We start from the raw sequence: 21,650 nt of genomic DNA on the forward strand, positions 1-21,650 counted from the left end.
AGACGCCTGGGAACGTGAAGGGGCGGCCCGCCACGTGCGGGCCGCCCCCTCAGCGGGTCACGCGCGGCGGCGGCGGACGACCAGGAGCGCGGCGGCACCGGCGCCCACGAGGCCCAGGCCGGACAGCAGCAGCCAGGTCGGGGACGCGCCGGTCGCGGCGAGCGGCGGCTCGGGGGTGCTGCCACCGGGGGCCGGGGCGGCGGAGGTCGTCGACGGCGGCACCTCGGCGGAGGACGAGGGCGCCTCCGTGGTGGTGGTCGTCACCGGCGGCGTCGTGGTCGTGGTGGTCGTCGGCGGGACGTACTTGACGCACGCCGTGCTTGACCGGTCGTAGGTCTTCGAGTAGCCGTGCTTGTTGTTGGGATCGTCGTGCGCGGCGACCTTGATCTTGAAGTCGTGCTTGACGTCGGCGGGGAACGTCCAGGTCTGCTTGAACGACTCGCGGAACGGCTGAGCGGGCTGCTCCTTGCCGTCGACGGTGATCGTCAAGAAGTTGTCGGCCTGGCCGTTGTACTTCGTGAGCTCGACGCTCAGGAAGGACTTGCCGGCCTTCTCGTTGCACCCGGCGTCCACGACGTCGGTGTGTGCGGAGGCAGGCGTGGCCAGCGCCACTGACGCCAGAGCCGCGGTGGCGGTCACCGCGAACGCGCCGAGAACTCGTCTTGCCAACGGAAACTCCTGCTCAGGGTTGATGCGTGGCGGGAAAACCATTCAAAACACAAATCACCCGACCGGGTGAACCGCGCCACGCTAGCAACCGACGGCAGTCGAAAGGTCACCGTCTGACAACGGTGAGGTGTCACCACGAACAAACCTTCATGTTTTCCGCTAGGGCGATGAACCCCGCCACCAGCCGCATCTGCTCCACCCCGCGCACGTCGGCGTCCAGCAGGCGCGGTGAGCAGACCACCACGGCCACCGCCTGCGCGCGGGACAGCGCCACGTTCAACCGGTTGCGCGACAGCAGGAAGTCCAGGCCGCGCGGCAGGTCCACGGTGGACGACGACGTCATCGACATCACCACGGCCGGTGCCTCCTGGCCCTGGAACCGGTCGACGGTGCCGACCCGCGTCCCGTCGAACCCCGCGTCGGCCAGCCGCCGGCGGATCACCCGCACCTGGAGGTTGTACGGCGCCACGACGAGGACGTCCGCGTCGGTCAGTTCGCGCGTCTCGCCGTTGTCCGTCCACGTGCGACCGACGAGCGACCGCACGGTGTCCACCACGGCGTCGGCCTCCTCAGCCGAGGACGTGATGTTGTGCCGGTGGTCGACCTCGCGCAGGTAGATGCCGGGTTCGACGCCCTCGATCCACCGCTGCGCCGCCACCGGGTGCGAGTGGAGCAGGCCGGAGTACGACAGCTCGGACACCGGGCGGCACACCGCGGGGTGCATCCTCCTGGTCTCCGCGAGGAAGTACCCGAGGTGGCCGGGGATGACGTCCGCCGAGCCGAGCAGGTGGCCCAGCGCGGACGCGTCCGACCCCGGCGGGTGCACTCCCTGGACGACCTGCGGCAGCTGCTGCGGGTCGCCGAGCAGCACGAGGTTGCGGGCCGCCGTTCCCACCGCCACCGCGTCCGCCAGCGCGAACTGGCCGGCCTCGTCGATGATCATCACGTCGAACGGCTGCGCCTTGATCACCGCGTTGGAGAACGTCCACGCCGTGCCGCCGACCAGGTGCCCGGCCGGGTGCTCCTCGCGCCAGCGGGCCAGCGCACCGTTGTCCTTCGGCTGGTCCCACGGCACGTCCTCCTCCGGCTTCCCCTTGGGCCGCTTGGCCATCGGCACGTCACCGGAACACGACCGCAGCACGTTCTCCACGGCCTTGTGCGACGTCGAGGTCACCGCGACCGTCTTGCCCTGGTCGACCAGGTGCGCCACGAGCTTCGTCGCGAGGTACGTCTTGCCCGCGCCGGGCGGGCCCTGCACCGCGAGCGTGCCGCCGTCGAGCTGGTCGACCGCCCTGATCACCGCCCGCACCGTGTCCTCGTCGCGCGGCAGCGGCTGCGCGGGCGGCGTGCGCAGCATCAGGTCGATGCCGGGGCTGCGCGGCAGCAACGGCAACAGCTCCACGGCCTGCTGCGCGAGCTCGGCGACCGCCTCGTCCTTCGGCTTCGCCGGCACCGGGCTGCCGGGCAGCACCGCCAGCGGCAGCTCGGTGTGCTCGGCCGCCGCGCTCTCGATCAGCACCAGCTCGTGCGGGTTGTCGTCGGACACCACGGCCGGGCGCGTGACGTTGCCGGGGTAGAGCAGCCTGACCTGCTCGCCCGCGCCGAACGGGTGCGGCCGCTCCGGGTCGATCCGCGCGCGCACCTGCCGCTTCGACGTCCGCACCCGCCCGCTCGGCGGCACCCAGTCCTCGGCCCGCAGCGTGATCGGCACCGCGCAGTTCGAGTCCGTCTCCAGGTCCGAGATCGGCGCCGCGGCCTGCCGGAAGAAGTCGCCCCACGCCGGGCTCGCCTCCCGCCGGTGGTAGCCGACGGTCGCCGCGAACAGCGCGTGGCCCTCCGCGAGCAGCGGCTCGGTCAGCGCCGCCATCCTGCGGGCCCGCTCGGCGGCCTTCTCCCGTGCCGCCTCGTCCAGCTCCTCGTCGCGCACGGCGGTCTGCACGCCGTGCTCCCGCTTCACCTTCTCCAGCAGGTCCCGCACCCCGCGCGTCGGGTTGTCGTCCGCGAGCAACGGGCGCAGCGCGGGCAGCGTGTACTCCCTTGTGGACACCCGCAGCACCCGGCGGGTCAACGCACCCAGGTCGACGCAGCGCCGCACCAGCTCGTCCACCTCGGACTCCCTGGTCGCGGTGCGCGCCGCACGCCCGGCGAGGTCGTGCGGCGTGAAGTGGTAGACCCGGCCGGTCGGCGTGCGGTCGACGAACTCCGCGAACGTGCCCTCCCAGCCCGGCGTGCGGAACGTGTCGCCCTCGACCTCCAGGAACACGTCGTCCTCCGCCGGTTCCGGCAGGGTCTGCAACGCCTCGGGGGCCACGACCTCGTAGGTGGTCACGCCGGTGCGCTCCTGCCGCACCTGCAACCGGGCCTGCGCGGCCAGCGCGGCGAAGCTCGCGGGGGACAGGGCGGGTGGCCGCTCCTCGGTCGCCGCTAGCGCATCGATTGTTTCAATGCCAACCGAAACCAGCTTCCGCCGTTGGTCGGCGCGCAGTCCGGCCACGAGCGACAGGTCACGGGCCTCCTCCCGCCCGGAGGCGCAATGACGGGCGAACCGGCACCCGGTGCAGGCCGCCCGCACGTCACCCCACGAGCGCGCCGGAGCCGGTCCCGGCTTCGCCAGCCGCGTCCGCAGACGGCTCAGCAACGGTGCGAAGTCGGCCACCCGGAACGTCGTCCGCCGGCCGTTGACCAGCAGGTGCGCGCGTTCGGCACCCAACGCCAGAGCGGCCGCCGTCAGGTTCAGCACGGCCAGGGGAGTTGCCTCAGAGCCGTCGAAGCACGGCTCGTAGCCGGTGCCGACCCGCACCAGGCTCGGCACCGCGCAGTGGAAGGCGCCGTCGAAGAAGACGGCGTTCTCGACGATCTCCGCACCCGCGCGCACGTCGGCGGCCGTGCGGGAGGCCGCGCGGTGCAGCTCCTCCGGGTCACCCCGCCGCTCCGAACGCCCCAGGAAGCTGCGGTGCTCGCACTCGAGCAGGTCGACGAGGTCCGACGGACTGGCGAGCATGACCGCCGATGCTAGCCGCCGGCACCGGCGGACCCCGGCAACGCCACCCGGCGGACACGGGCGGACGGCCCGCGTCCATCCCCGGTACGCGGCCCGTCCGCCCGCTGACTAGACGGCTGCCTCGACCAGCCTGAGCAGCGCCTCGTGGTGGGAGTTCGGGTAGTCGTGCGGCCGGAACGGCCGGGTCTGCGCCCGCACCAGAGCGGCCGCCGCGGCCAGCTCACCGGTGCGCACCTCGGTGTCGCGGTGCAGGAACGCGAAGTGCGGCTCGCGCACCTCGTCCGGCCACAGCAGCGTGTGCAGCACGAGCACACCCGCCTGCTGCCGGATCGCCGCCAGCGTGTCCTTGCCGCGCAGCCCGAACTTCACGATCGCGGCGGTCTTCGTGCGTTCCAGCGTCTCGCGCAGCAGCACGTACGAGCGCACCGACAGGTCGTCGGGCTCGACGTAGTAGCTGCGGTGCAACGAGATCGGGTCGACGTCCGCGACCGGCGCGAACTGCTGGACGTCGATGACCCCCTCCTCGGGTGCCGGCAGCTCCCGCGGGTCCACCTGCACGATGCGGCCGTCGTCGAGCTCGTAGCCGCGGCCGATGTCGTCGGGTGTCAGGTGCAGCGAGCACTCGCCGCACACCTGCTGGTGCCGCACGCGGCCGCTGTCCTCGCGGTGCACGAGGTGCACCCTGCCGCGGTGCTCGGACGCCGCGGACACCAGCCGCACCGCCATCGTCGTCATGCCGAACCGAAGTGCTCCCCGCCACACAGTCCTCATGACAAATGAGTACTCGAACAGGTGTTCAAATACCGCTATGACCTGACGAAACAGCTCGTTCGGGTGCGTCCGACGGGTACCTCGGACACGTGCGTCACCACGCCGAGGGCGCGTAGTCCTTCAGGAAGCACCCGTACAGGTCCTCGCCGGCCTCGCCGCGCACGATCGGGTCGTACACCCTGGCCGCGCCGTCGACCAGGTCCAGCGGGGCGTGGAAGCCCTCGTCGGCCAGGCGCATCTTCATCGGGTGCGGGCGCTCGTCGGTGATCCACCCGGTGTCGACGGCGGTCATCAGGATGCCGTCGGCCTGCAGCATCTCCTCGGCGCTGGTGCGCGTCAACATGTTCAGCGCTGCCTTGGCCATGTTCGTGTGCGGGTGGCCGGAACCCTTGTACACGCGGGAGAACTGGCCCTCCATGGCCGACACGTTCACCACGTACTTGCGCCGGTACGACGACTTCGCCATCGACGCGCGCAGCCGGGAGATCAGCAGGAACGGCGCCGTGGAGTTGCACAGCTGCACCTCCAGCAGCTCCACCGGGTCGACCTCGTCGACGTTCTGGATCCACGAGTTCGTCGCCGCCGTGTCCGGTACGAGACCGCCCGCGTCGATCTCCTTGCCACCCGCCATCAGCGCGAGCGTCGTGACCGAGTGCGCCTCCGGCACCGCGGTGCCGGGCAGGGCCAGCTGGCCGTGCCCGCCGAACGTGATCAGCTCGGGGCGGCGGGCGTCGCCGGTCAGCGCCTCGTGCTCGGCGGCGGCCAGCGGCGCGTAGGCGCCGGGGGAGCGGCGCACGGTCTGCGCCGCGTTGTTGATCAGGATGTCGAGCGGCCCCTGGTCGGCCACCGAGTCGGCGAGCCCGAGCACCTGGGCGGGGTCGCGCAGGTCGATGCCGACGATGCGCAGCCGGTCGATCCACTCGCCGGCGTCGGGCATCTGCGCGAACCGGCGCGCGGCGTCCTTGGGGAACCGGGTCGTGATCGTGGTGTGGGCACCGTCACGCAGCAGCCGCAGCGCGATGTACATGCCGATCTTCGCGCGGCCGCCGGTGAGCAGCGCGCGGCGGCCGGTGAGGTCCGTCCGCGCGTCGCGCTTGCCGTGGTTGAACCGGGCGCAGTCGGGGCAGAGCTGGTGGTAGAAGGCGTCGACCTCGACGAACCGCTTGCGGCAGGTGTAGCAGGACCGGGCGCGCAGCAGGGTGCCCGCGGTGGCACCGGCGGCGGTCGAGACCAGCGGCAGGCCCTGGGTCTCGTCGTCGATGCGGTCCGGTGAGCCGGTCGCGGTGAGCGAGGTCACCGCGCGGTCGTTCGCGGTGATGGCGGCCCTGCGCTCGGACTTCCGGTGCTTCTTCGCGGCCTTGAAGATCTTGGCGGTGGCCAGGCGGACGCGCACCGCGTCGTCGTGTTCCGCGGGCAGGTCCTCGACCTGTGCCAGCACGCGCAGGCAGACTTCCAGCTCTGCGGGGTCGATCGAGGTCATGAGCAGGCATTTTACGGGTGGAGAGGTGGCGGTCCGGTGACGGGTCCCGACGTGCTGGTCCTGTGGGACATCGACAACACGCTGATCTCGGCCAGGGGCTTCGGCGGGCTGATGTACCGGGAGGCGTTCCGCACCGCGTTCGGGCGGGACCTCGCCGGCCCCGTCGACCTGGGCGGACGCACCGAGCTGGACATCATCGCCGAGTGCCTGCGGCAGCACGGCATCGAGCACACGCCGGAGTCCTCCGCGCGGCTCGCGGCGGCGCTGGCCGGCTGCTTCGAGGCCCGTCGCGGCGACCTGACCGGGCACGGCGAGGTGCTGCCGGGCGCGCGGGAGGCGCTGGAGGCGTTCGCCGCCGACCCGCGGGTGCACCAGGGCGTGCTGACGGCCAACCTGGGCAGCGTCGCGCGGGTGAAGCTGGAGGAGTTCGGGCTCGCGCACCTGGTCGACTGGGACGTCAGCGCCTATGGCGACGATCACGCCGACCGGGCCGAGCTGGTGGCGTTCGCCCGCGACCGGGCCCGGCACGTCCGCCGGTTCGCCGACGACGAGGTCGTGCTGATCGGCGACACGCCGCACGACGTGCGCGCCGCGCTGGACTCGGGGGTGCGGCTCGTCGCGGTCGCCACCGGGCGCAGCACCGCCGCGCAGCTCGCCGCGGCCGGTGCCACGACCGTGCTCGACGACCTGAGCGACCTCGACCGGGTGCGCCGGCACGTGTGGTCCGGCCTGGACGGGGGAACCCGCACCGCATGAACCCCGAAGTGCCTGAAGCCGACAGCGCCGAACAGCAGCAGGACGTGGTGCCCCAGGAGCCGGTCGAGCCGGCGCCGCTCGACGCCGAGCGCGAGGTCCCGCTCGACGAGGACGTCTGAACGGCCCTGGTCCGCGGTCGATCACGACGTTATGGTGCGCGGCATGCCCAATGCAGGCGGCCCGACGGTCACCCGGCTGTCCCAGCCGGACGCCGACATAAGGCCCCGTTCCCTCGGTCTGCCCCGAGGCCGCGCGGTGATCCCCGTGTTCGGCTCCACAGCGGACATCGAGACGGATCTCGCCGCGAAGCTGTTGCCGGTGCTCAGATCCGTGGTGGTGATCGCGGCGCGCAACGGCGCCGTGTTCGTCACCGAAGGCACCGACAGGGGTGTGGTCCACCTGCTGGGCCTGGCCCTGCAGGCCTGTGAGGGGCGCTGGCCCGTCGTGGTCGGCGTCGCACCCTCCAGCAAGGTGCACGACCGCACCGAGACCCCCACCGGTGACCAGGTCGCGCTGGAACCCAACCACGGCGTCGCCGTCGTCGTCCCCGGTTCGGAGTGGACGGACGCCACACCGGTGCTGTTCCGCGTGGTGGACGCGATCCGCGGCAAGAAGGCCACCGTCGCGCTCGTCGTCGGCGGCGAGAGCGAGCAGGAGGTCGTCGAGCACCTCAGCGGCGACCACCCGCTGCTCGTCGTCGCGGGCACCGGCGGGCTGGCCGACCGGATCGCGACCGGTGACCTGACCGGCGACCTCGCCGTGCTGGTGCGCAGCGGCAAGGTCTCCGTCGTCCACGCCGACGAGGGACCCGGCAAGGTCGTCACCGCACTGGAACGGTTGCTGGGCGAGGAGAAGCCCGTCATGCCGCCGCGGATCTGGCCGCGGGTCCGCTACCGGGCACCGGAACCGCGCCCGCTCGTCGACCCCGGTTTCGTGGTCGCCTACCCGCTGCTCGCCGACGCCATCCACGACGCGAACCAGGTCGTGGCGCCGGTGTTCCACGAGCTCGACGCGGAGGCGGAGTCCGAGCAGAACCGGTACCGGCTGCTCGCGGTCCTCGCGATCGCCGGCGGGCTCACGACCACGGTGTTCGGCGCGCTGCAGACGTGGCTGAACGAGACGCCGTGGCCCGGTGTGCTCGTGGTCGCCGGTGGCGCGTTCGCCGCGGCGATCACGATCGTGGCGCGCAAGCGGGAGTCGCTCGACAGGTACCTGACCGCCCGTGCCCGCGCGGAACGGTTGCGGGCGCTGTACTTCGCCCACCTCGCCGCTCCCGCTCCCGGCACGCAGGAGGAGCGGCAGGACCGGGTGGCGGACCTGGAGGCCGCGGTCAGCGACCGCAAGCACGAGGTGGTGCGGACATGAGCGACGAGCAGCGCCAGGCCCAGTTCGTCGAGGCGTACCTGCGGCACCGGTTCTCCGACCGCCTCGACCACTTCGAACGCGGTCGCAGGCGGTACTCCAGCGCTCGCACGTGGACGGTGGCGATCGCCGCCGCGCTGTTCATCGCGGCCGCCGCGGCGGCCGCGGCCGGGATGGCGGACGGACCGCGCCGCGCGGTGTGGGGCTTCGCGGCCACAACCCTTGCGGCACTTGCCACCGCGGTCACCGCGTACGAGGCGACGTTCGGCTTCCGCCGGCTGGCGCGGGAGAACGCCGCGGCATCCGTTGCGCTGCAACGGCTCGCCGTGGACGGTCCCACGCCCGACGACGTGGACGACGAGCGCCTCGTCGCATTCGTGACCGAAGTGGAGTCCGTGCTCAGGTACGGGCGCTGATTCCCGGTAATTGATCAAAAACAGCCGCGGAAAGCGTTTTCGCGTTTTGCACGCTCCGTGGACGATCGATTACGGAAAGCACTAGTTCTGGTGTTTCGGTGATCCCGTTGTCATGATGACCACATCCCCCGATGCGGAAGCAGGCACGACATGACTTGGGCGCGTACCCCTTTGGCTGAGCCTGACACCGGCACCTTCGCCGAGGCCAAGGCTGCGGAGAAGGAGCACAGCACGATCCAGAACAGCAAGGCCGCGCGCACCGTGGCGTGTCACGCGACCGACGCCCTGGACTGCGCCGACCTGCTCGAGATGCTCGGCCTGTCGGCCGTGGAGGGCAAGGCGCGGGTGTAGCCCCGCGACTGGATCCACCACTCGGCGACCAGCAGGTTCACCACGAACGACAGCCAGTTCGCGGTGGCGAAGACCAGCAGCCCGTCCGCCTCGGGCAGCAGGCCGCCGAGCAGCAGTCCCCACAGCCTGCCGGTCACGGCGGCGCCCGTCAGCGCGAACCCGCGGATCATCCAGATGCGGTGAGCGCCGAACTGGCGCCGCCGTGCCGTCCGCAGGCCCAGGACGGCGCTCGCGAACCACAGGACGGACAGCAGCGCCAGCGGCCCCGAGGACGCCAGCCCGTAGAACGACAGCTGCGCGCACACGACGCCCAGCAACGACGACGGCAGGACCGCGCCGAAGTACACGCGGCCCAGCACCCGGTGCACCCGCGGGTGCCTGGCCCGCAGCCGCGGCCAGAACTGCGAGACGCCCGCGAGGACCGCGACCGTTCCGGTGAAGATGTGCGCGACAAGCAGGCCGTAATGCACCGGCCCGTGCAGTTCCGGCCGCGCCTGCGCCACGTCCAGGGTGACGTAGGCGCTCGCGGCGAACGCCGTGATGCCCACCGCGACCAGTCCCGACACCGCCAACCAGGCGGTGTACCCCCACGAAGTTTTCATGACCGTGAGCCTGTCAACGACGTCACCCGTTCGCCCTGGTGCGCGCCCCCGAGCGAGCAGTGGGGACGGCCCTACTGGGATGATGCGGCTCATGCGGACGGTGGAGATCTCGGAAGAGCCGATCAGGCTAGGGCAGTTCCTCAAGCTGGCCCAGCTCGCGGACGACGGCGCGCACGCGAAGGAGCTCATCGAGGACGGAGAGGTCCACGTCAACGGTGCCGTGGAGCTGCGCAGGGGTGCGCAGCTGCGCGCGGGTGACGTGGTGGTGGTCGGCCGGGAAGAGGTGCGCATTTCCGTTCGGCCGTAGGTGATTGCTCCGTTCGGCGGTAATACAACGCTCAAAACAGGTCGAAGCACCAGAGTCTGAAGACCTTTTTCCGACCATCGGCTCATACCGCGCGTGACATTTGTGTCCGTTGTGGACTTCGCCAATCGTCTTGTGGCTGCTCGGTTTCCAGATGGTGAGACGCACGTCACGTCCGCCATTCGGGCGCGGAGGAAACTTTTTTCCACAGCCTGTAACGCGGACGCCGGAGCGGGCGAATCACGGTTTGCAAGCTCCGGGATTTCCGGCACCGCCCTGTGGGAGGGGCTGTGCGGTCTGCGCGGAGCACCAAAGGTCCTCGGGGTGACCTGCGCACCTGCACGTCCGGAATCACCGCTGAGCCGGGGAGATCACAACGATGAGTGAGCAGGTCCGCTCTGCCCGTGACGCTGTGCACGGGCGGGGCTCGACGCTCAGTCCTGAACGCAGCCACGAACACAGACAGACGCACCCGCCGATCGCACGGTGGGAGACGCGCTACCGCTACGCCGTCATCACGGCCGACGTGCTGACGACGGTGCTGGTCGTCGTGGCGGTGGGCGCCGTCATGCACTCGCGGCACGCCGCCTTCGGCCCGCTTTCCCTTGCCCTGCTGGACATACTCACAGTAGTCGTCGTGGTCGGCTCGCTCACCCTCAACCGGGTCTGGACGCCGGCCGTGCTCGGTCAGGGGGCCGAGGAGTTCCGGCGACTCGGCCGGGGCTTGTTCGGGGCGGTGGTCGCACTCGGTCTGGGTGCGCTCGCCGTCGACATCCCCGGCGCCCGCCTGTGGGTGTTCGTCGTGGTGCCCGCCATCGCCCTGGTGGCCTTCCCCCTGCGCTACCTCCTGCGCCGGCCGCTGCACAGCGGTCGCGGTGAAGGCAGGTTCATGCTCTCCGTCCTGGCCGCGGGCAACCTGGAAACGGTCGAGGACCTCATCCACCGCACCCGCCGCATGGCCCACCTGGGCTGGCGCGTGGACGCGGTCTGCACGCTCGACGGCCGCGGCCGCGTCGGTCCCGACGTCGACGGCGTGCCCGTCGTGGGCCAGCTGCGCGAGCTCGCCGACCAGGTCCGCCGCGGCGGCTACCGCATCGTCGCCGTCACCCCCGACGCCTACTGGACTCCGCGCAGGCTGCAGCAGCTCGCCTGGGCGCTGGAGGGTTCCGGCACCGAGATGGTCGTCTCGCCGGGCCTGATGGAGGTCGCCGGTCCTCGCCTGCACATGAGCGCCGTGCTCGGCATGCCGCTGCTCCGGGTGAGCGAACCGGCGCTGACCGGGTTCCGCCGCCTCGTCAAGGGCGTCGTCGACAAGGTCGGCGCGTTCCTCCTGCTGCTCCTGCTCGCACCGCTGATGTTCGCGGTCGCGGCGTTCGTGATGATCGACAGCCGCGGTCCGGTGTTCTACCGCCAGAAGCGCGTCGGCAAGGACGGCGTCCCGTTCACGATCATCAAGTTCCGCACGATGGTCACCGACGCCGACGCGTTGCGCACCAGGCTCGCCGCGGCCAACGAGGGCCACGGACTGCTGTTCAAGATGAAGAAGGACCCGCGCATCACCAAGGTGGGCTCGTTCCTGCGGCGCTACTCGATCGACGAGCTGCCGCAGCTGCTCAACGTGCTCACCGGCGCCATGTCGCTGGTCGGCCCCCGCCCGCCGTTGCCGGAGGAGAGCGCGAGGTACTCCTCCGACGTGCGGCGCCGGCTGCTCGTCAAGCCGGGGCTGACCGGGCTGTGGCAGGTGAGCGGGCGCAGCGACCTCTCCTGGGAGGAGTCGGTGCGGTTGGACCTGCGCTACGTCGAGGACTGGTCCCTCGCCCTGGACGCGGTGATCCTGTGGAAGACGTTCCGGGCCGTCTTCGGCGGCCACGGCGCGTACTGAGGTGCCCAAGGCCTCCAGGGGGAGGGGAGTGGATCGGTCTGGAACAACGACGAGCCGGAGGAGAACGATGTTTCGGCGAACGCTGGCGATCACGACGATCGCCGGACTGCTCGGCGCCGCTGCGGCGGTGCCGGCCACGGCGGCCCCGCCCGAGGTGGAACTGACCTCGAGCGCGGCCGTGGTGCGACCGGGCGAGCAGTTCACGGTGACGGTGAAGCTCACCAACATCAACGGTTTCACGGTCCTGCAGCCCTCTGCCAGGTTGTTCGGCGCCCCGCGGGCCATCGCGGAGTACACGACCCTGGTGGGCTGCACCGGTGCGGCCAGCTGCACGACGCTGACCGGACCCAGTGGCCCGACGGGCTACCGCGCGGCACTGGCCGAGGCGCTCGGCGGCTACCAGTCCGCGACCGTCACGTTCACCCTCGCGGTGAAGCAGGACGCGGTCGGCGGTACCGGCACGCTCCAGGCGCAGCTGTCCGGCAGCAACTACGCGACGTTCCCCGTGGACGGTCCACAGTTGACCGTCCACACGGAAGCGGACCTGCAGGTGGCCAAGGTCACCGGTACGCCCCGGCTCGGAATCCTGGTGCCGCGCATCGACTTCACCGTCGACGTGACCAACCACGGCCCGAACGCGTTGCTCAGCGGCGTGGTGACCACGACGTTGCCGCCGGGCATCACCGGGGTGAACGGCACGTGCACCGCCAGTGGCAACACGGTGGCCTGCCCGGTGCCGCGCCTCGAACCCGGTGCGAGCACGAAGCTCGCGTTCTCGGTCCCGGTGCGGCTGCTGAACATCGGGCTGGACTACGAGTTCCGCGCGGCCCGCACTGGTTCGGACCCGATCGACCCGAACACGGGCAATGACGCCGCGAGTACACAGTGCACAGTCGTCAGCCTGGTCCTGGTCAGCTGCCGGTAGTTGATCGCTCCCCGTCAATGCGTTGTGACACAAGTGATTCCGCTGATCGGACTAATCGCGACCGTTGGGCCGCTCAGCGGAATTCCTTGTAACGAACGCAGGTATCGTCCCGAAGTTCACTGTGGAGAGTCGCCCTGGGCTGGTGGGAGAGCCGGTTGGAGGTGCGGCGGCGGTGTGCTCGTGGCAACCATCGTCTGGGGCAGCAAGCAGGAAGAAGAGGTAGACGCCCATGTCCTTGTCCGATCCCAGGAGTCGCCTGAGATCAATGGGTGCGAAAGTGACAGCCGCAGCGGTGCTGGCCACCGCTGTGGTCGTGCCGGCCGTGGTGCTCGCCCCGGCCGCGCAGGCAGCGCCGTGCGACGCACCGGTGGTGAACAAGGTCGCGTGCGAGAACACCAGGACCGGTGACGCGAACTGGTCGCTCAACTCGCTCGACGACTCGATCGTCGGCTACACGACCGACATCAGCTCGACTCCTGGCGGACAGGTCAAGTTCAAGGTCAAGACGGACGCGTTGTCCTACCGGATCGACATCTTCCGCCTCGGCTACTACGGCGGTGCCGGCGCCCGCCTGGTCAAGCAGCTCGACCGCACCACCCCGCAGAGCCAGCCGGTCGACTGCCTGCCCGACTCGGCCGTCGCGCTGGTCGACTGCGGCAACTGGGCCGTCTCCCTCACCTGGGACGTGCCCTCCGACACCGTGTCCGGCCTCTACTACGCCGTGCTGCACCGCAACGACACCGGCGGTGAGAACGAGATCGCGTTCGTCATCCGCGACGACTCCAGCCGGTCGAAGATCTTCTTCCAGACCTCCGACGCCACCTGGCACGCCTACAACCGCTACGGCGGCAACAGCCTCTACTACGGCTCCGGTCCCGGTGACGGCGGCTCGGCCTACGCGGTGAGCTACAACCGCCCGATCGCGAACACCGGTGACGAGAACTTCATCTTCAACGCCGAGGTGCCGATGCTGACCTGGCTGGAGAAGAACGGCTACGACGTCAGCTACACCACGAACGCCGACACCGCTCGCCGCGGCAACCTGATCCTCAACCACAAGGTGTTCATGGCCGTCGGCCACGACGAGTACTGGTCGAGGGAACAGCGCACCGCCGTGGAGAACGCACGGGCCGCCGGCGTGCACCTCGCGTTCATGACCGGCAACGAGGTCTTCTGGAAGCACCGCTGGGCCCCCAGCCTCGGCTCCTCGCCGACGGACTGGCGGACCGTGGTGACCTACAAGGAGACCAAGGCCAGCGCCAAGATCGACCCGAGCCCGGAGTGGACCGGCACCTGGCGCGACCCGCGGTTCACCACCTCGCCCAACGGCGCGAACCCGGAGAACGCCCTGCTGGGCCAGATCTTCACGGTCAACGGCCGCCGCGACGACTCCCTGGTCGTCCCCGCCGCCTACGGCAAGATGCGGCTGTGGCGCAACACCCCGCTCGCGTCCATGACGACCGGCGCCTACTCCTTCAAGCCGGGCACCCTGGGCTACGAGTGGGACTCCGTCGAGGACAACGGCTTCCAGCCGCCGGGCGTGGCGCAGCTGTCGCGCACGACGGTGACGATGGACGGCCAGTACGTCCTGCAGAACCACGGTGACCTCTACAGGAGCGGCACGAAGACGCACGCGTTGACGCTGTACAGGCACTCCTCCGGCGCGCTGGTCTTCGGCGCGGGCACCGTGCAGTGGGCGTGGGGCCTGGAGGACGAGCACGCGTTCCGCACCGACGAGCCGACCTCGGACGTCCGGATCAAGCAGGCGACGGTGAACCTGCTGGCGGACATGGGCGTCCAGCCCACCACGCTGGAGCCGAACCTCTTCGCCACGACCGCGAGCACCGACACCGCACCGCCGTCGGTCGCGTTCGGCACCACGAACTCGCCGACCGTCGGCACCGGCTACACGTTCAACGGCACCGTGATCGACTCGTCGGGCCGCGTCGCCGGCGTCGAGGTCTCGGTCGACAACGGCGCCACCTGGCACCCGGCCAACTGGACCGCGGGCACGGCGTCGTGGAACTACACGCACACCTTCTCGGCCGCCGGTCCCAAGACGCTGAAGGTCCGCGCGGTCGACGACTCCGCGAACCTCTCGGCCGCGGTGAGCCGCGACGTCACCGTGCTCGCCCGCGACTGCCCGTGCACCATCTGGACGGAGAACGCCACCCCGGCGGTGCCGTCGACCAACGACGGCGGCGCGATCGAGCTCGGCGTGAAGTTCCAGTCCAGCGTGAACGGGTACGTCCGCGGTGTCCGGTTCTACAAGGGCACCGGCAACACCGGCGTGCACACCGGCTCGCTGTGGTCGGCCGGCGGTGAGCGGCTGGCCACCGGCACGTTCGGCGCGGAGACGGCGACCGGCTGGCAGACGCTGACGTTCCCGACCGCCGTGCAGGTCTCGGCGAACACCACCTACGTCGCGTCGTACTTCGCGCCCAACGGCCGCTACGCCGGTGACGCCGACTACTTCACGAGCGCGGCGGTGGGCCTGGAACCGCTGTCGGCGGCCAAGGGCGTCTCCGGCAACCCGAACGGCGTGTTCCGCGGCGGGTCGTCCGGCTTCCCGACCGACAGCTACCGCAACGCCAACTACTGGGTCGACCCGATCTTCGCGCTCGACCCCGGTCCGGACACCCGCGCCCCCGGCACGCTGTCCACGGACCCGCTGAACCAGCAGGGCAGCGTCTCGCTGACCCCGGCGGTCAGCATCACCTTCGACGAGCCGGTGACGCCGAGCTCGGCGCAGATCCTCGTCAACGGCCCCAACGGCGGTGTGTCCGGCACGATCTCGGTGGCGGCCAACAGCATGAAGGCCACCTTCACGCCGAACAACCCGCTGTTGCCGGGCACGACCTACGACGTGTCCGGGAAGGCGACCGACCTGTCCGGCAACACGCCGAGCCCGACGCTGTGGTCCTTCACCACCGGTACCCCGCGCGGCGCCACGTGCCCGTGCACGGTGTGGGACGACTTCGCGGCGCCCGCCGTCAACGCGGTGAGCGACACGGGCGCGGTCGAGGTGGGCACCAAGATCCGCTTCGACGGCCGCGGCCAGGTGCTGGGCGTCCGGTTCTACAAGGGCTTCGGCAACTCCGGCACGCACACCGGTTCGCTGTGGTCCTCGAGCGGGCAGCGGCTCGCGACCGGCACGTTCAACGGCGAGACGGCGAGCGGCTGGCAGACGCTGACGTTCGACCAGCCCGTCGACGTGCAGGCGAACACCACCTACGTGGTGTCCTACTACGCGCCGAACGGCCGCTACTCCGCCACCAACGGCAGCTTCAACTCCAGCCACGACTACTACTCGCTGCACGCGCTGAAGTCCGGTGTGGACGGCCCGAACGGCGTGTACCGCTACGGCACCGGCGGTGGTTTCCCCACCGGCACGTACAACTCGACGAACTACTGGGTCGACGTGATCTGGCGCAACGGCGCGAACGGCGACAGCACGCCGCCGATCCTGACCGCCAGGACGCCCGCGCCGGGAGCCACCGGTGTCGCGCTGAACACCACCGTCACCGCCACCTTCAACGAGCCGGTCGACGTGGCGTCGGCGCAGCTCTCGCTCAAGGACCCCGGTGGGGCCGGCACCTCCGGCGCGTTCGCCGTCTCCGGTGACGGCAAGACGGTGACCTGGACGCCGGACGCCCCGCTCGCACCGGGTACGCAGTACGCGGCCGAGCTGCGGATCCTGGACGTCAACGGCAACGCCACGACCAGCCCGGCCACGTGGTCGTTCACGACGACCTCAGCCGCGACCTGCCCGTGCTCGTTGTTCAGCGCCGCCGCCCTGCCCGCGGTGACGTCGTCCAACGACAACAACGCCTACGAGCTGGGCGTGCGGTTCACCGCGGCGGTCAACGGCCAGGTGGCCGGCGTCAAGTTCTACAAGGGCGCGGGCAACACCGGCACGCACACCGGGTCGCTGTGGGCGTCGAACGGCACCAGCCTCGCGACGGGCACGTTCGTGAACGAGACGGCGACCGGCTGGCAGACGCTCGTGTTCGACACCCCGGTGCCGATCACCGCCGGCCAGACGTACGTGGCCTCGTACACGACGACCGTCGGCCGCTACTCCGCCGACGCCGGGTACTTCAACCGGTCGGCGGTCAGCAGTCCGCCGCTGGCCGCGGCAGCATCTCCGAACGGTGTGTTCCGCGGTGGCACGGGCTTCCCCGGTGACACCTTCGGCGGTGCGAACTACTGGGTGGACGTCGTGTTCACCCCGGGAAGCTGACACAGGAGTTGATCTGAGTGACGCCACGACCGCTGGTCGTGCTGTTCTCGGGAGTGACGTGGGACGGCGTTCGGGGTTCCGAACGCCAGCTCACCGAAGCTCTCACGGCCCACGCGGACGTGCTGTGGGTGGACCCGCCGGTCTCACCCGTGACGCCCCAGCGGTACCGGGGCATCGGCAGCACCCGCCGGTCGTGGCGTCCCTCCGTGCGCGAGGCCCTCCCCGGCGTCACGCGCCTGACCCCGATCGCGCTGCCGGGCCTCACCAGGCCCGGCATCCGCGCGACCACGTGGCCGCTGGTGCGGGCCCAGGTGAAGCAGCACCTCCCGCGCAGGCCGCACGCCGTCATCGCGTGCTCCTTCGACGACGTGCTCGGCCGCTGGGACGCGCTGAACGTGTTGTACGGCACCGACGACTGGGTCTCCGGTGCCGCGTTGATGAACCAGGACGCGTCCCGGCTGCGCGCGCAGGAGAAGGCGGCACTGGCCCGCACGGACGTGGTGCTCGCGGTGACACCGGAGCTGGCCGCGCGCTGGCGTGAGCTCGGCGCGGACCCCGTGGTCGTGCCGAACGGCTGCGACACGGCGGCCTACCGCGGCATCGAGTCCGTCGTCCCCGCCGGCCTGCCCGACGGGTTCCCGGACGAGGTCGCCGGTGTGGTCGGGCAGCTGACCGACCGGATCGACATCCGGTACCTCGAAGCCGTGGCGGACACCGGGATCGGGCTGCTGCTCGTCGGACCGCGCGACCCGGCGTGGGAGCCGGAGCGGTTCCCCGCCCTCGTCGCCCGCCCGAACGTGCACCACCCCGGCGCGGTCCCGTTCGCCGAGCTGCCGAAGTGGTTGCGGCGCATGGACGTCGGGCTCACCACGTACGCGGACACGGCGTTCAACCGCGCCTCGTTCCCGTTGAAGACGCTGGAGTACCTCGCTGCCGGGCGCGCTGTCGTCGGCAGCGCACTGCCCGCGACGCTCCGGCTCGCTGCCGAGTCGCCCGACGTGGTGGCGGTGGGGGACCCGGTCGAGCTCGCCCGCGCGGTGCTGACCGCGCTCAGGGCGCCGCAGGACCCCGCGCGCCGGCAGCGCTTCGCCGAGCAGCACTCGTGGCAGGCCCGCGCGGCGGTGGTGGCAGGCGCCATCGGCCTGCGCGTCGCGGAAGGTTCCCGGCAGAGGTGAGCATGCGGGTCGTCGTCTACCCCCACAGCATGGAGCTCGGGGGCTCCCAGCTGAACGCGCTCCAGCTCGCCGCGGCCGTGCGCGACCGCGGGCACGAGGTGGTCGTGGTGTCCGAACCGGGGGAGCTGGTGCCGCTGGTCGCCGCGCACGGCCTGGAGCACGTCGAGATCCCGTTGCGGCGCAAGCGCCCCGACCGCCGGGTGGTCTCGACGATCAACCGGCTGGTGCGCTCGCGCGGCATCGACGTCGTGCACGGCTACGAGTGGCCGCCCGCGTTCGAGGCCCTGTACGGCGCCGGGATCCGCCGCACGGCCGCGCCGATCGCGACCGTGATGTCGATGTCGGTGGTGCCGTTCTTCCCGCGCTCGATCCCGTTGATCGTGGGCACCGAGCAGATCCGCCAGGAGGCCGTGGCCGCCGGGCACCACCGCGTGACGCTGCTGGAGCCGCCCGTCGACACCGACGGCGACCACCCGGGGTTCGCCGACGGCGGGTTCCGCGCCCGGCACGGGCTCACCGACGCGCCGCTGGTCGTGGCGGTGTCGCGGCTCGTGCCGGACCTGAAGCTGCCGGGCCTGCTGGCCGCGTGCGACGCGGTGGCGGAGCTCGACGACGCCCAGCTGGCCATCGTCGGCGACGGTCCGGCGCGGTCCGAGATCGCCGAACGCGCGGAGAAGGCCAACGCGCGCGCGGGCCGTCGTGCGGTCGTGTTGACCGGTCAGCTCGCCGACCCCCGGCCCGCGTACGCCGCCGCCGACATCGCGGCCGGCATGGGCGGCTCTGCGCTGCGCGCGCTGTCGTTCGGCAAGCCGTTGGTGGTGCTGGGGCTCGACGGGTTCAGCGAGCTGGTCACCGAGGAGAGCCTGCCGGGGTTCCTGTCGGGCGGCTGGTGGGGTTTCGGCGGGGACGGGGTGCCGTCGCTGACGGCTGCTCTGCGGCGGCTCGTCGAGTCACCGCGGCTGCGCGCCGAGCTGGGGGAGTTCGGGCGCAAGCTCGTGGTCGACCGGTTCAGCCTGCGCCGTGCCGCCGAGCTGCAGGAGCAGGAGTACGAGATCGCCGCGCGCACGGCCGGCACCGACCTGCTGGACGTCGTGCGCTCCACGAGCGGTCTGGCGGCGTACAAGGTGCGCCGCAAGGTCGAACGGTTGCGCGGCCGCGTCGCCGTGGACGACGCCAACGCGGCCGCGACCCGCCGCTGACCGGACCGCGGGCTACCCCCAGGTGAGCGGGTCCAGGTGGAGGTAGAACCGTTGCCGGTCGACATCGAGCGCGATGCCGTAGCCATCGGCGAAGGCGTCGTCGGCGGCGATGGCCTGGTCCTCGTCCTCCCACGTCTCCCTGGCGTTGGCGAGCAGCAGGGCGATGTCGGCGTACCGGTCTGCCCGGCCGAGGCGTCCGAGGTCGATGAAGCCCGCGACGCCGGCCGTGCCGGGGTCGAGGATGATGTTGGGCAGGCACAGGTCGCCGTGGCAGACGACGGTGTCGGCGGCTTCCTGCTCAAGGCGGCGGTCGACCTGCACGGCAAGCCTCGCGAGCAGCTCTGCGGGAGCCGCCTGCTGCTGCTCGACCGGCAAGAACTCCGGGTTGACCGCACCCCGCGCGACGACGTCCCGGGCGACGGCGAACATCTGCCCCAGGTCCCGGGTGAACGGGCAGTCGCCTGCGGGCAACGCGTGCAACCCGCGCACGGCCTCCGCGATGGACGGCCACGCCCGCCGAAGCGCGTCGGCCGGCATGCTGTCGGCGGGCACCCCGCGGACAGCGCTGGTCACCAGGCAGGCGGCGTCGGCGTCGGCGACCCATTCGAGCACCACCGGGCCCGGGACACCGCTGCTGCTGAGCCAGTCGACCCGGTCCCGTTCCCGTGCCAGGAGGTCCTGCTGCTCTGCGGGTACGCACTTGGCGTACCGCGAGCCGTCGGCACTGCGCAGGACACGAGCGCCCGACTCCCCACCCGTGACGGGCTCCCACGTGCCGGGAAGCCGCCGGACGAGCAGGGACTCCCACTCGGGAACCGGTGACCTCCCAGCCATGAAGATCATCCTAGCCAGCGCCCTCCACCGGATTACCGCGCGCAACGCGGTCGGGAGCGGTCAGCCGAGGTGTTTGACGAGGTTGCGCAGCGGCCACACGACGGCCAGGTGGACGGCACCGCCGAGGCCCGCGCCGAGCAGCAGCTGGAGGACCGACGGTTCGGTGAGCCACCGGACGACCAGCACCACCGCGGCCAGCAGCGCGCAGCCGAGCGCCGGCCGTGCGACCGCCGCGAGCAGCACGCGCAGGCGCACGCCGGTGCGGGTCACGGCGAGCGTGTACGCGGGCAGCACCAGGAACACCGCGATCAGCGCGTGCATCGCCGACACCCCGCGGATGCCGTCCCACATCGCCCCCAGCGGCAGCAGCGCGACCAGCACCACGAGCCAGCCCGCCTGCAACCACATCGTGCGGGAGGGCAGGTTCAGCGCGACGAGGTAGTCGTAGGCGAGCTCGGTGACCACCCGCACGATCGCGAGCACCACCAGGAACTGCAACGCGGCGGCCGACCCGGCCCAGTTGTGCCCGTACAGCGTCGTCACCGTCGGCAGCGCCAGCAGGCCCAGCAGCGCGCACACCGGCAACGCGCCGGCCATCAGCAGCGTCGTGAACCTGGCCAGCAGCGCCTCGCGTTCGGCCGGCGAGTCCTGCACGCGGGCGAACGCGGCCAGCGACACCCGGCGGATCACCACCGAGAACATGTTCACCGGCCAGCTCGACAGGTTGAACGCCTGCAGGTACAGGCCCAGCGCCACCGCGCCGAGCAGCGAGCCGGTGATCACGAAGTGCACGTTCAGCATCGCGAACACGAGCAGGCTCGCCCCGGCCAGCGGCAGGCCGAACGTCATCAGCTCACGGGCCTGCCTGCGGTCGAAACCGGGCTTCGGCCACAGCGCGACGAGCCGGAACAACAGGATGGCCGACAGCGCGTTGCCGACGAGCCTGCCCCACGCGAGGCTCCACGCCCCGTGGTCGGCCAGCGCCAGCGCCACGGTCACCCCGGTCGTGAGCACCAGGTTCGACATGTCGACCGCGAGCCGGGCGCCCTGGCGGAACTCGCGGTTGGTGAACTGCGTGGCCGCGGCCGTCGCGCCGTCGATCAGCACCGACAGGCACAGCAGCCGCACCACACCGGTCGCGTCGGGTGCCCCCAGCGCCTCGGAGAACGCGGGCGCGGCGAACCAGCACAGGGCGTAGAGCAGGCCGCTGGACGCGATGGAGATCGTCGTGACGGTCGGCGCGATCTCCCTCGGGTCGCCGGGCCAGCGCACCAGTGCCAGGCTGACGCCGAGCTCGTTGATCGCGAGCAGAGCCCCGAGAGCGACCAGCGCGACCGCGAAGACACCGAAGTCCTCCGGCACGAGAACCCGCGCGAGGAGGATTCCTGTGAGCAGCGTTCCAATTTTGCCGAACACCGTGTTCAGGAAGCTCAAGCCGAGTGCGCGGCGGACCTTTCCGCCTGAAGTGGATTTCGCCAGGTGGTCGGCGTCTTTTGTGGTGGTGATCGGTTCTTCGCCGGTCATGCGTACTCCCCGCGCAACGGGTCATCAATTATTCCTATGGCTCGGGAAATTGGTTGCGGGGGTTTGGCAACCGCCGGGCCATGGGGTAAGAAGTGCCGTGCTGCCGCGAAGTCGCGGTTGGACGGACGTGGGTGACATTGGTCGGTGTCCGCCGTG

General features: G+C 71.2%; 17 protein-coding genes. 10 read left to right on the forward strand and 7 right to left on the reverse strand.

All coding sequences use genetic code 11. The annotated features are described in order from the left end of the window. Positions 1 to 57: 57 nt before the first annotated feature. From ACZ7CH_RS06195 to ACZ7CH_RS06210, 4 genes are all read right to left on the reverse strand, one after another. Positions 58 to 669, reverse strand: coding sequence for an LPXTG cell wall anchor domain-containing protein (locus ACZ7CH_RS06195; RefSeq protein WP_360386794.1), 612 nt, complete (start codon positions 667 to 669; stop codon positions 58 to 60). Between the two features lie 130 nt (positions 670 to 799). Beyond that, positions 800 to 3,670 (reverse strand): DEAD/DEAH box helicase, encoded by a 2,871-nt coding sequence (locus ACZ7CH_RS06200; RefSeq protein ID WP_470373294.1) that lies wholly within the window; start codon positions 3,668 to 3,670, stop codon positions 800 to 802. A gap of 108 nt (positions 3,671 to 3,778) precedes the next feature. Beyond that, entirely contained in the window at positions 3,779 to 4,441 is a 663-nt protein-coding gene (ku, locus tag ACZ7CH_RS06205) for a non-homologous end joining protein Ku (protein WP_470373295.1), read from the reverse strand. 94 nt (positions 4,442 to 4,535) lie between these two features. Continuing rightward, on the reverse strand, positions 4,536 to 5,921 hold the full coding sequence (locus ACZ7CH_RS06210) for an SDR family NAD(P)-dependent oxidoreductase (protein ID WP_360386802.1): 1,386 nt from the start codon (positions 5,919 to 5,921) through the stop codon (positions 4,536 to 4,538). A 36-nt stretch (positions 5,922 to 5,957) separates the two neighbouring features. Here ACZ7CH_RS06210 and ACZ7CH_RS06215 point away from each other — a divergent pair, with 36 nt between their 5' ends. Genes ACZ7CH_RS06215 through ACZ7CH_RS06230 form a run of 4 tightly spaced genes read left to right on the forward strand, consistent with a single transcriptional unit; the run spans position 5,958 to position 8,455 of the window. Continuing rightward, positions 5,958 to 6,677, forward strand: a complete 720-nt coding sequence (locus ACZ7CH_RS06215) for a haloacid dehalogenase-like hydrolase (RefSeq protein ID WP_470373296.1) — start codon at positions 5,958 to 5,960, stop codon at positions 6,675 to 6,677. Beyond that, entirely contained in the window at positions 6,674 to 6,796 is a 123-nt protein-coding gene (locus tag ACZ7CH_RS06220) for a hypothetical protein (protein WP_360386808.1), read from the forward strand. Before ACZ7CH_RS06215 ends, ACZ7CH_RS06220 begins: the two co-directional genes overlap by 4 nt. Positions 6,797 to 6,839: 43 nt before the next feature. Next, on the forward strand, positions 6,840 to 8,042 hold the full coding sequence (locus ACZ7CH_RS06225; RefSeq protein ID WP_360386810.1) for a DUF4231 domain-containing protein: 1,203 nt from the start codon (positions 6,840 to 6,842) through the stop codon (positions 8,040 to 8,042). After that, entirely contained in the window at positions 8,039 to 8,455 is a 417-nt protein-coding gene (locus ACZ7CH_RS06230) for an SLATT domain-containing protein (protein WP_360386813.1), read from the forward strand. Before ACZ7CH_RS06225 ends, ACZ7CH_RS06230 begins: the two co-directional genes overlap by 4 nt. Before the next feature lie 269 nt (positions 8,456 to 8,724). On the opposite strand, the gene ACZ7CH_RS06235 is transcribed toward ACZ7CH_RS06230, so the two are convergent. Next, positions 8,725 to 9,408 carry a DUF2306 domain-containing protein gene (locus ACZ7CH_RS06235; RefSeq protein WP_470373297.1) on the reverse strand — a complete coding sequence of 228 codons (684 nt, stop codon included), beginning with the start codon at positions 9,406 to 9,408 and terminating at the stop codon, positions 8,725 to 8,727. 91 nt (positions 9,409 to 9,499) lie between these two features. Between ACZ7CH_RS06235 and ACZ7CH_RS06240 the strand changes: the two genes are divergently transcribed. From ACZ7CH_RS06240 to ACZ7CH_RS06265, 6 genes are all read left to right on the forward strand, one after another. Next, positions 9,500 to 9,715, forward strand: coding sequence for an RNA-binding S4 domain-containing protein (locus ACZ7CH_RS06240; protein ID WP_360386817.1), 216 nt, complete (start codon positions 9,500 to 9,502; stop codon positions 9,713 to 9,715). A gap of 376 nt (positions 9,716 to 10,091) precedes the next feature. Then, positions 10,092 to 11,594, forward strand: a complete 1,503-nt coding sequence (locus tag ACZ7CH_RS06245) for a sugar transferase (RefSeq protein ID WP_360386819.1) — start codon at positions 10,092 to 10,094, stop codon at positions 11,592 to 11,594. A 67-nt stretch (positions 11,595 to 11,661) separates the two neighbouring features. Further along, positions 11,662 to 12,519 (forward strand): COG1361 family protein, encoded by an 858-nt coding sequence (locus tag ACZ7CH_RS06250; RefSeq protein WP_360386821.1) that lies wholly within the window; start codon positions 11,662 to 11,664, stop codon positions 12,517 to 12,519. 277 nt (positions 12,520 to 12,796) lie between these two features. Beyond that, positions 12,797 to 16,762 (forward strand): DUF4082 domain-containing protein, encoded by a 3,966-nt coding sequence (locus ACZ7CH_RS06255; RefSeq protein WP_470373298.1) that lies wholly within the window; start codon positions 12,797 to 12,799, stop codon positions 16,760 to 16,762. A 17-nt stretch (positions 16,763 to 16,779) separates the two neighbouring features. After that, positions 16,780 to 17,937, forward strand: a complete 1,158-nt coding sequence (locus ACZ7CH_RS06260) for a glycosyltransferase family protein (RefSeq protein ID WP_470373299.1) — start codon at positions 16,780 to 16,782, stop codon at positions 17,935 to 17,937. A 2-nt stretch (positions 17,938 to 17,939) separates the two neighbouring features. Continuing rightward, positions 17,940 to 19,136 (forward strand): glycosyltransferase family 4 protein, encoded by a 1,197-nt coding sequence (locus tag ACZ7CH_RS06265; RefSeq protein WP_458434445.1) that lies wholly within the window; start codon positions 17,940 to 17,942, stop codon positions 19,134 to 19,136. Positions 19,137 to 19,148: 12 nt separating this feature from the next. On the opposite strand, the gene ACZ7CH_RS06270 is transcribed toward ACZ7CH_RS06265, so the two are convergent. Continuing rightward, positions 19,149 to 19,970 carry an APH(3'') family aminoglycoside O-phosphotransferase gene (locus ACZ7CH_RS06270; protein WP_470373300.1) on the reverse strand — a complete coding sequence of 274 codons (822 nt, stop codon included), beginning with the start codon at positions 19,968 to 19,970 and terminating at the stop codon, positions 19,149 to 19,151. A 60-nt stretch (positions 19,971 to 20,030) separates the two neighbouring features. Then, on the reverse strand, positions 20,031 to 21,494 hold the full coding sequence (locus tag ACZ7CH_RS06275; RefSeq protein WP_470373301.1) for an oligosaccharide flippase family protein: 1,464 nt from the start codon (positions 21,492 to 21,494) through the stop codon (positions 20,031 to 20,033). Positions 21,495 to 21,650 lie beyond the last annotated feature (156 nt).

The sequence above is a fragment of the Lentzea sp. NPDC037011 genome, assembly GCF_055607425.1.

Excerpts from the sequence above, each read along its gene's own strand:
- ACZ7CH_RS06200 (WP_470373294.1), bottom strand. The coding sequence starts at position 3,670 with ATGCTCGCCAGTCCGTCGGACCTCGTCGACCTGCTCGAGTGCGAGCAC.
- ACZ7CH_RS06265 (WP_458434445.1), top strand. The coding sequence starts at position 17,940 with ATGCGGGTCGTCGTCTACCCCCACAGCATGGAGCTCGGGGGCTCCCAG.
- ku (WP_470373295.1), bottom strand. The coding sequence starts at position 4,441 with ATGAGGACTGTGTGGCGGGGAGCACTTCGGTTCGGCATGACGACGATG.
- ACZ7CH_RS06275 (WP_470373301.1), bottom strand. The coding sequence starts at position 21,494 with ATGACCGGCGAAGAACCGATCACCACCACAAAAGACGCCGACCACCTG.
- ACZ7CH_RS06220 (WP_360386808.1), top strand. The coding sequence starts at position 6,674 with ATGAACCCCGAAGTGCCTGAAGCCGACAGCGCCGAACAGCAGCAGGAC.
- ACZ7CH_RS06235 (WP_470373297.1), bottom strand. The coding sequence starts at position 9,408 with ATGAAAACTTCGTGGGGGTACACCGCCTGGTTGGCGGTGTCGGGACTG.
- ACZ7CH_RS06240 (WP_360386817.1), top strand. The coding sequence starts at position 9,500 with ATGCGGACGGTGGAGATCTCGGAAGAGCCGATCAGGCTAGGGCAGTTC.
- ACZ7CH_RS06230 (WP_360386813.1), top strand. The coding sequence starts at position 8,039 with ATGAGCGACGAGCAGCGCCAGGCCCAGTTCGTCGAGGCGTACCTGCGG.
- ACZ7CH_RS06225 (WP_360386810.1), top strand. The coding sequence starts at position 6,840 with ATGCCCAATGCAGGCGGCCCGACGGTCACCCGGCTGTCCCAGCCGGAC.
- ACZ7CH_RS06250 (WP_360386821.1), top strand. The coding sequence starts at position 11,662 with ATGTTTCGGCGAACGCTGGCGATCACGACGATCGCCGGACTGCTCGGC.
- ACZ7CH_RS06245 (WP_360386819.1), top strand. The coding sequence starts at position 10,092 with ATGAGTGAGCAGGTCCGCTCTGCCCGTGACGCTGTGCACGGGCGGGGC.
- ACZ7CH_RS06210 (WP_360386802.1), bottom strand. The coding sequence starts at position 5,921 with ATGACCTCGATCGACCCCGCAGAGCTGGAAGTCTGCCTGCGCGTGCTG.
- ACZ7CH_RS06270 (WP_470373300.1), bottom strand. The coding sequence starts at position 19,970 with ATGGCTGGGAGGTCACCGGTTCCCGAGTGGGAGTCCCTGCTCGTCCGG.